An 8,668-nucleotide genomic window follows, 5' to 3' on the forward strand; every position below is an offset into this window, starting at 1 on the left:
AGGCCGCCGCCCTGCTGGCCGCCGCCGGCGGCACCGCGCTGGGCGAGGGCCCGGCCAAGGAATGGGAGCACGGCCGCTTCGCCGCCCCCTACCTGCGCGACGCGCTGCTGGACGTGGGCGTGCTGTGCGAGACCCTGGAAACCGCCACCACCTGGAGCAATCTCGCCAACCTCAAGGAGCGGGTGACCGCGGCGCTGGTCGAGACCCTCGGCCAACCGGCCCTGGTCATGTGCCACATCTCGCACACCTACCCGACCGGCGCCTCGCTGTACTTCACCATCGTCGCCAAGCAGGCCGAGGACCCGATCGCGGGCTGGGCCGTGGCAAAGAAGGCGGCGGGCGACGCCATCGTGGCCGCCGGCGGCACCATCACCCACCATCACGCCATCGGCGCGGACCACCGCCCGTGGATGACCGATGAGGTCGGTGACCTGGGCGTCCAGGTGCTGCGCGCGGTGAAGAACGCCGTCGACCCCGCCGGAATCCTCAACCCTGGGAAGCTGATTCCGTGAGAACCATCCGCTCCATCGCCCTGGTGACCAACCCGCTGTCCGGTCACGGCAAGGGCGCCCTGGTCGCCGTGGAGGCGGCCAACCGGTTCGCCGCGTTCGGCGTCGAGGTCACCGAGATCCTCGGTGACTCGGCCGCCGAGAGCGAACGCCTGGTCCGCAAGGCCCTCGCCGATCCGGACGCCCGCCCCGACGCCGTCGTGGCCGCGGGCGGCGACGGCCTGGTCGGCGTCGTCCTGCAGGCCCTGGTCGGCACCGGCGTCCCCCTGGGCCTGATCCCCGGCGGCACCGGCAACGACCTGGCCCGCGAACTCGGCGTCCCCGACGACACCACCGTCGCGGTGGCCACCATCCTGGACGGCCGCACCCGCGCCATCGACCTCGGCACCGTCGAGACCGAGGAGTCGGGCCGCGCCATCTGGTTCGCCACCGTCACCGGCACCGGCCTCGACGCCCGGGTCACCCTGCGCGCCAACGCCTTGCGCTGGCCCAACGGCCCCCTGCGCTACACCGTCGCCGCCCTGCTCGAACTCGCGGGCAAACTCGCGGTGCCCTACCGCATCGAACTGACCGGTTCCCCCGACCACCCGGACGGCACCGTCCTCGAACTCGACGCGGTCATGGTGGCGGTCGGCAACACCCGCACCTACGGCGGCGGCATGCTCATCACCCCCGACGCGAAGATCGACGACGGCCTCCTCGACCTCACCGTCGTCGGCGCCATGTCCCGCCTGGAAATGCTGCGCCTGCTTCCCACCCTCTCCTCCGGCAAGCGCATCGACCACCCGGCCGCGGTCCAGTACCAGGCCCGCGAAATCCGCCTCACCGCCCCGGGCGCCCCCGCCACCGCGGACGGCGACCCCGCCGGCCTCCTCCCCGCCCTGTTCCGCGCCCACCCCGGCGCCCTGGACGTCCTCGTCCCCTGAACCACGCGCACCGGTGCCCCACGTCGAAAGGCGTGGGGCACCGGTCGTGTTCAGGCCGGGCGGGCGATGAGTAGGTGGCCCGTCATCGGTCTGCTGGTGACCTCACGCTGATCGACCGTGAGCCCGGCTCGCTCCAGTGCCTCGCGGACCTCGGGGACCGGGCGGAGGGTGAATCCGTAAGGGGTGAAAGGCATTTTCGCCATCGCGTCGGGATCGCCGATGCCGATCACCAGGCGGCCCTTGGGCTTCAGGACGCGAGCCAGCTCGGCGCAGGCCGCCTCCAGGTCGGGCACGAAATAGATGGTGTTGCAGGTGATTACGGCGTCCAGCGAGTCGTCCGCCAGGGGCAGTTCGGTGAGTGACCCCTCGGTGAGGCGCAGCCGGTTGGAGGAGACGTCGGCCGAGAACTCGGTTCGCGCCTTGGCGAGCATGTCCGCGGAGAGTTCGATGCCGGTCACGGTGCCGGTGGTGCCGACCCGGCCCAGCAGCAGGGTGAGGCCGATGCCGCCGCCGAAGCCGATGTCGGCGGCCGCGTCGGTGGGGGTCACCTCGGCGGCGGTGACCGCGGCCTCGATCAGCGGGCGGTTGCTGCGATTGAGCATGCGGGCGACCACCTTGCCGAGGCGGCCGCTGGGGTGGCCCAGCTGGCCGGCGACCGTCGACATCAACCGTGTGACAATCGGATTCATGGATTTCAGGCTACCGGTCGGTCGCCTCGAAAGGGTCGTGTGACGACGCGGGAACCGACTCCGGTCACGACGCGGAAACAAAGTGTCCGACGCAACGTGAATGCAACGAAACCTGGTCTACCCTGGCCCATTTGGCGCAGAACCTGAGAATTGGCCAAGGATCCGGGGGAATGCGCCGAAACGGCGGTAGGCTGGCCATCGAGGGCGGGGCTTTCGGTGTCCCTCATCCACCGAGAGCCCCGCCCTTCGGCTATCCAAATCACCCCTGGGAAAAACCCGGTCGTTGGGCGATAATCCCAGCCCTTAGAATCACACGGTGACCAGCGCAGCCTCTGAGAACCCGCGTAATCGTGCCGATGCCCTCCCCAAGAGCTGGAACCCCAGCGACGTCGAGGCCGACCTGTACGAGCGCTGGGTAGGCGCCGGTTACTTCACCGCCGACCCGAGCAGCGCCAAGCCCGCGTACTCCATCGTGCTGCCCCCGCCGAACGTCACCGGCACCCTGCACATGGGCCACGCCCTCGACCACACCCTCATGGACCTGCTCACCCGCCGCAAGCGGATGCAGGGGTTCGAGGTGCTGTGGCTGCCCGGCATGGACCATGCCGGCATCGCCACCCAGACCGTGGTGGAGAAGCAGCTCGCCGTGGACGGCAAGACCAAGGAAGACTTCGGCCGCGAGCTGTTCGTCGACAAGGTCTGGGACTGGAAGCGCGAATCCGGAGGCCAGATCCAGGGCCAGATGCGCCGCCTCGGCGACGGCGTCGACTGGAGCCGCGACCGCTTCACCATGGACGACGGGCTCTCCCGCGCCGTGCAGACCATCTTCAAGCGCCTCTACGACGCGGGCCTCATCTACCGCGCCGAGCGCCTGGTGAACTGGTCGCCGGTGCTGAAGACCGGCATCTCCGACCTCGAGGTGGACCACAAGGAGGTCGAGGGCGAGCTGGTCTCGCTGCGCTACGGCTCCCTGAACGACGACGAGCCGCACGTGATCGTGGCCACCACCCGCGTCGAGACCATGCTCGGCGACACCGCCGTCGCGGTCCACCCCGACGACGAGCGCTACCAGGCCCTCATCGGCACCACCGTGTACCACCCGATCACCGGCCGCCAGATCCCGATCGTGGCCGACGACTACGTGGACCCCGAATTCGGCTCCGGTGCGGTCAAGATCACCCCGGCGCACGACCCCAACGACTTCGAGCTCGGCCTGCGCCACAACCTGCCCATGCCGACCATCATGGACATCACCGGCAAGATCGCCGACAGCGGAACCGAATTCGACGGCATGGATCGCTTCGAGGCCCGGGTCAAGATCCGTGAGCGGCTCGAGTCCGAGGGCCGCGTGGTCGGCCGCAAGTACCCCTACATCCACCAGGTCGGCCACTCCGAGCGCTCCGGCGAACCCATCGAACCCCGCCTGTCCATGCAGTGGTGGGTGAAGGTCGAGGGGATCGCCAAGGCCGCCGGCGACGCGGTCCGCAACGGCGATGTGAAGATCCACCCGGCCAGCCAGGAACCGCGCTGGTTCGAGTGGGTCGACAACATGCACGACTGGAACATCTCCCGTCAGCTGTGGTGGGGCCACCGCATCCCGATCTGGTACGGCCCCGGAGGCGAGATCGTCTGCGTCGGACCCGACGAGCAGGCCCCCGAGGGCTATGTCCAGGACCCCGACGTGCTCGACACCTGGTTCTCCTCGGGCCTGTGGCCGTTCTCCACCATGGGCTGGCCGGAATCGACCGCGGAACTGCGCAAGTTCTATCCGACCAGCGTGCTGGTCACCGGCTACGACATCCTCTTCTTCTGGGTCGCCCGGATGATGATGTTCGGCATGTTCGTCTCCGACGACCCGGCGCTCACCGCGGGCAAGGACGCCAAGCAGGTCCCGTTCCAGGATGTGTTCCTGCACGGCCTGATTCGCGACGAACACGGCAAGAAGATGTCCAAGTCGCGCGGCAACGGCATCGACCCGCTGGACTGGATCAACGAGTACGGCGCCGACGCCACCCGCTTCACCCTGGCCCGCGGCGCCCAGCCCGGCGGCGACCTCTCGGTCGGCACCGCGCACGTCACCGCCTCGCGCAGCTTCATCACCAAGCTGTTCAACGCCACCAAGTTCGCGCTCATGAACGGCGCGCAGCCGGGCGAACTGCCCGCCCGCGACACCCTCACCGACAGCGACCTGTGGATCCTGGACCGCCTCGACGAGGTCATCGCCGAGGTCGACGCCGCCCTGGACCGCTACGAGTTCAGCAAGGCCCTCGAAGGGCTCTACCACTTCGCGTGGGACGAATTCTGCAGCTGGTACCTGGAATTGGCGAAGGTCCAGTTCGCCGACTCCGAGAAGCGCGCCGCCAGCACCCGCGTCGTGCTCGGCACCGTCCTCGACGCCGTGCTGCGACTGCTGCACCCGGCCGTCCCGTTCGTCACCGAGACCCTGTGGCAGGCCCTCACCGACGGCGCCGAGGGCGAGTCCATCGTCATCTCCTCCTGGCCGGCCGTCTCCGGCGCGACCGCCGACGCCGCGGCCGCCCGCCGCGTCGCCGACACCCAGAAGCTGATCACCGAGATCCGCCGCTTCCGCGCCGACCAGGGCCTGGCCGACAGCCAGAAGGTGGCGGCCACGCTGATCGGCATCGACGCCGCCGACCTGCTCGCCCAGGAAGCCGGCATCGCCAACCTGGCCAAGCTCACCGCGCCCGGCGACGACTTCGCCGCCACCGCGGCGCTGGAGGTGCGCCTGTCCGGCGCCACCGTGACCGTCGAGATCGACACCTCCGGCACCGTCGACCTCGACGCCGAGCGCCGCCGCCTGGAGAAGGACCTCGCCGCCGCGCAGAAGGAGCTCGCCGGCACCAACGGCAAGCTCGGCAACGCGGCGTTCCTGGCCAAGGCCCCCGACGCGGTGGTCGCGAAGATCAAGGCGCGCAAGGAGATCGCCGAGGGCGACGTCGAACGCGTCACCGCCCGGCTCGCCGAGATCGCCAAGCTGGCCGCCAAGTGAACGACGAACCGGAGCGTCAGTACGCGGAGGGCTCGCTGTCCCACGGCACCTCGCCGGTGGACCTCGCCGAAATGGCGCTGGTCGAGGCCGAACTCGACCAGCGCTGGCCGGAAACCAAGATCGAGCCGTCGCTGTCGCGGATCGCGACGCTGATGGACCTGCTGGGCTCGCCCCAGCAGTCGTATCCGGCCATCCACATCGCGGGCACCAACGGCAAGACCTCGGTCAGCCGCATGATCGACGCGCTGTTCACCGCGCTGCACCGGCGCACCGGTCGGATCACCAGCCCGCACCTGCAGCTGGCCACCGAGCGCATCGCCATCGACAACGCGCCCATCACGCCCGGGCGCTATGTGGAGATCTACCGCGAACTGCTGCCGTACATCGAGATGATCGACGCGCAGTCCGAAGCCGCGGGCGGCCCGGCCATGTCGAAGTTCGAGGTGCTCACCGGGATGGCGTACGCGGCCTTCGCCGAGGCGCCGGTGGACGTGGCCGTGGTGGAGACCGGGCTGGGCGGCCGCTGGGACGCCACCAATGTGATCGACGGCCAGGTCGCCGTCATCACCCCCATCGGCCTGGACCACACCGAATTCCTCGGCCCCGACCTGACTTCCATCGCGGGGGAGAAGGCCGGGATCATCAAGAAGGCCGCCGAGGACGAACTGTCCCCGCGCGACACCGTCGCCGTCATCGCCCAGCAGGAACCCGAGGTGATGGACGTCCTGCTGCGCCGGGCCGTCGAGGTCGACGCCGCGGTCGCGCGCGAAGGCTCGGAGTTCCAGGTGCTTTCGCGCCGCGTCGCCATCGGCGGCCAGATGCTCGAACTCCAGGGCCTGGGCGGCGTGTACGACGAGATCTTCCTGCCCATGCACGGTGAACACCAGGCCCGCAACGCCGTGCTCGCACTGGCCGCGGTCGAGGCGTTCTTCGGCGCGGGCGCCTCGCGCCAGCTCGACATCGACGCGGTGCGAGCCGGATTCGCGAACGCGCTCAGCCCGGGTCGCATGGAGCGCATGCGCAGCGCGCCCACCATCTTCATCGACGCCGCCCATAATCCGCACGGCGCCAAGGCTCTTGCCGCGACCCTTACCAGTGAATTCGACTTCCGCAAACTGGTCGGCGTGATCGCGGTGCTGGGTGACAAGGACGCCGGCGGCATCCTCGATGCCCTGGAACCGGTCTTCGATGAGATCGTCGTCACCGAGAACGGCTCCCCGCGCGCCCTGCCCGTCGACGACCTGGCCAACCTCGCGGTGCAGCGCTTCGGCGACGAACGCGTGGCCGTCGCCCACGACCTGGCCGACGCCATCGAGACCGCCATCGCCCTCGCCGAGGGCGGGGAGGACGGCGAACTGGTCTCCGGCGCGGGCATAGTCATCACCGGCTCGGTCGTCACCGCCGGGTCCGCCCGCAGCCTGTTCGGAAAGGATCCCGCATGACGGACGCCACCCCCGAGGTCCCGCCCCCCGCCACCGACCCGTGGAAGGGCCTGCGCGGCGTCATGGCCGGCACCCTGGTCCTCGAGGCCATCACCGTGCTGCTCGCGCTGCCGGTGATCAGCGCGGTCGGCGGCGGCCTGCGCTGGTGGTCGGTGCTCTACGTGGTGGGTCTGGCCGTGGTCATGTTCCTGGGCGCGGGCGTGCAGCGCCGCCCCTGGGCCATCCCGTTCAACCTGGCCCTGCAGGTGGCGTTGCTGCTGGGCGGCTTCGTCCACATCTCGATCCTGGTGATCGGCGTGGTCTTCGTCGCCGTGTGGATCTTCGTGCTGTTCCTGCGCGCGGACGTGAAGAAGCGGATGGAAGCGGGAACGCTGCCCAGCCAGCGCATGTCCGGGGCCTGAATACCTCGCCAGAATCGGACAGGCCGGGGCATCCGCCCCGGCCTGCGTTTTTCGGTCCGAGCAAGCGACGGTTAAGGTTTGTCCGTGACTGAGCAGACGTTGGTACTCATCAAGCCCGACGGCGTGGCCCGCGGCCTCGTCGGGGAGATCATCACCCGCATCGAGCGCAAGGGCCTGAAGCTCGCGGCCATGAAGCTCGTGAACGTCTCCGAGGAAGTGGCTGTCGTCCACTACGCCGAGCACGCCGAGCGTCCGTTCTTCGGTTCCCTGATCGAGTTCATCACCTCCGGTCCGGTCGTCGCGGCCGTGCTCGAGGGTGAGCGCGCCATCGCCGCCTTCCGCCAGATCGCCGGCGGCACCGACCCGGTCGAGAAGGCCGTCCCCGGCAGCATCCGCGGCGACTACGCCCTCGAGACCCAGTTCAACCTCGTGCACGGCTCCGACTCGCCCGAGTCCGCCAAGCGCGAGATCGACATCTGGTTCCCCGGGTTCGCGCACTGATCTTCCGGGAGCAGGTGCTCCCGCTTTCCTCCTCGGCCGGGTCCGGGGCCACGCCCCCGGACCTGCCACCCAGCGGCCGCCCGCGAGACTCGCGAGGCCGCTCCGGGCCGCGTGGGCACGACGCCCCGGCACGGTGTGGGATACTGGCTCTGGAAGTGACCGACGCCGGCCGTTTGCGGCAGGCACCGTTCACCTTCGAATTGACACCGCGGAGCGACGGACGATCATCGCTGCCGCCGACGGCTCCAAGACTCGGCCGCCGGGCAGGCACGCTGGATGAACGCTCGTGACACGGAGTTGAGCCAACCAACCAGGCGCCACGTGACCAGTTAGCCCGAACGACGAGATACCGGCGATAACGGGCCACGCGGCGCGAAGACTTACGATCTCGCGCCCCCGGGCGTGAGGCCAACAAGACAGCGCCCCCGCGTCGGCCGCGTCACTCCTAGGAGGAACGCGCCCGGGGGCCCCGAGGAGATTTCGTGGCCGATCAAGAGCCGCAGGACGCATCGCAGGTGAACGGTGAAGGGGGCGCTCATCTCACCCCGGCTGCCGGACAATTGCCGGAACGGATCCGAGTGCACGCACTGGCGAAGCTGCTGGGCACCACCAGCAAACGTATTCTGGCCCACCTGACCGAGATGGGCGCGCAGGCGAGAAGCCCGCAATCCAGCCTGGACCGGACCGTCGCCGAGACCGTGCGCGACGCCTTCGGACCGCGTGATGTCGAGGCCGCCCCCGCCGGACCCGAGCCGATCGCCGAGACCACCGTCGACGCCGCCATCGCCGCGGGCGACGACCGGGCCGCCGACGAACTGGCCGCCGAGGAAGTGGAGGCCGTCGAGGCCGCCACCCCGCCCGCCACCGCGCAGACCACCCTGTTCGCCAGCCCCTTCCTGAGCGAGGCGCAGGCCGAGGAACAGGTCCAGTACCAGCCGTCCGCCGTCGTCGCGGCGCCGCTGTTCCTGTCGCCGGACGCCGCCGCGGTCGAGGAGACCCGTCGCCGTCGTCGGGAGCGCAAGCCCCGCACCGAGGAGCCCGTCGCCGAGGAGCCGGTGACCGAGGCGACCGCGGTCACCGAGGACACCGCCGCCGAGGACGCCGAGGACGAGGGCGACTGGGACGGCGATCAGGATCGTGAGCAGCGGGAGGGCACCTCGCGCCGCCGTCGCCGGGGCCATAGATCGGAA

8 protein-coding genes are annotated in these 8,668 nt (G+C 70.0%); 7 read left to right on the forward strand and 1 reads right to left on the reverse strand.

Annotated elements, in window-relative coordinates; genetic code table 11:
- Positions 1 to 512, forward strand: a 512-nt coding sequence (locus tag ACWELJ_RS31875; RefSeq protein ID WP_452369792.1) for an FAD-linked oxidase C-terminal domain-containing protein, incomplete at its 5' end; no start/stop codon positions are given.
- On the forward strand, positions 509 to 1,435 hold the full coding sequence (locus ACWELJ_RS31880) for a diacylglycerol/lipid kinase family protein (RefSeq protein WP_452369793.1): 927 nt from the start codon (positions 509 to 511) through the stop codon (positions 1,433 to 1,435). The genes ACWELJ_RS31875 and ACWELJ_RS31880, both read left to right, overlap by 4 nt.
- Before the next feature lie 50 nt (positions 1,436 to 1,485).
- Here ACWELJ_RS31880 and ACWELJ_RS31885 read toward each other — a convergent pair whose 3' ends face one another.
- Complete coding sequence (locus tag ACWELJ_RS31885; protein WP_452369794.1) at positions 1,486 to 2,124, reverse strand: class I SAM-dependent methyltransferase; 639 nt, start codon at positions 2,122 to 2,124, stop codon at positions 1,486 to 1,488.
- 316 nt (positions 2,125 to 2,440) lie between these two features.
- Between ACWELJ_RS31885 and ACWELJ_RS31890 the strand changes: the two genes are divergently transcribed.
- The 5 genes from ACWELJ_RS31890 to ACWELJ_RS31910 form a co-directional block, all read left to right on the forward strand.
- Positions 2,441 to 5,134, forward strand: coding sequence for a valine--tRNA ligase (locus ACWELJ_RS31890; RefSeq protein WP_452369795.1), 2,694 nt, complete (start codon positions 2,441 to 2,443; stop codon positions 5,132 to 5,134).
- The gene (gene folC, locus ACWELJ_RS31895; RefSeq protein ID WP_452369796.1) at positions 5,131 to 6,576 is read left to right on the forward strand and encodes a bifunctional tetrahydrofolate synthase/dihydrofolate synthase; all 1,446 of its coding nucleotides are present in this window, start codon (positions 5,131 to 5,133) and stop codon (positions 6,574 to 6,576) included. The genes ACWELJ_RS31890 and folC overlap by 4 nt, the downstream gene beginning before the upstream one ends.
- Complete coding sequence (locus tag ACWELJ_RS31900) at positions 6,573 to 6,977, forward strand: DUF4233 domain-containing protein (protein WP_452369797.1); 405 nt, start codon at positions 6,573 to 6,575, stop codon at positions 6,975 to 6,977. The genes folC and ACWELJ_RS31900 overlap by 4 nt, the downstream gene beginning before the upstream one ends.
- An 84-nt stretch (positions 6,978 to 7,061) precedes the next feature.
- Complete coding sequence (gene ndk, locus ACWELJ_RS31905; protein ID WP_357090206.1) at positions 7,062 to 7,478, forward strand: nucleoside-diphosphate kinase; 417 nt, start codon at positions 7,062 to 7,064, stop codon at positions 7,476 to 7,478.
- Positions 7,479 to 7,960: 482 nt separating this feature from the next.
- Positions 7,961 to 8,668, forward strand: a 708-nt coding sequence (locus ACWELJ_RS31910) for a translation initiation factor IF-2 N-terminal domain-containing protein (protein ID WP_452369798.1), incomplete at its 3' end; no start/stop codon positions are given.

Source organism: Nocardia sp. NPDC004582, assembly GCF_053602115.1.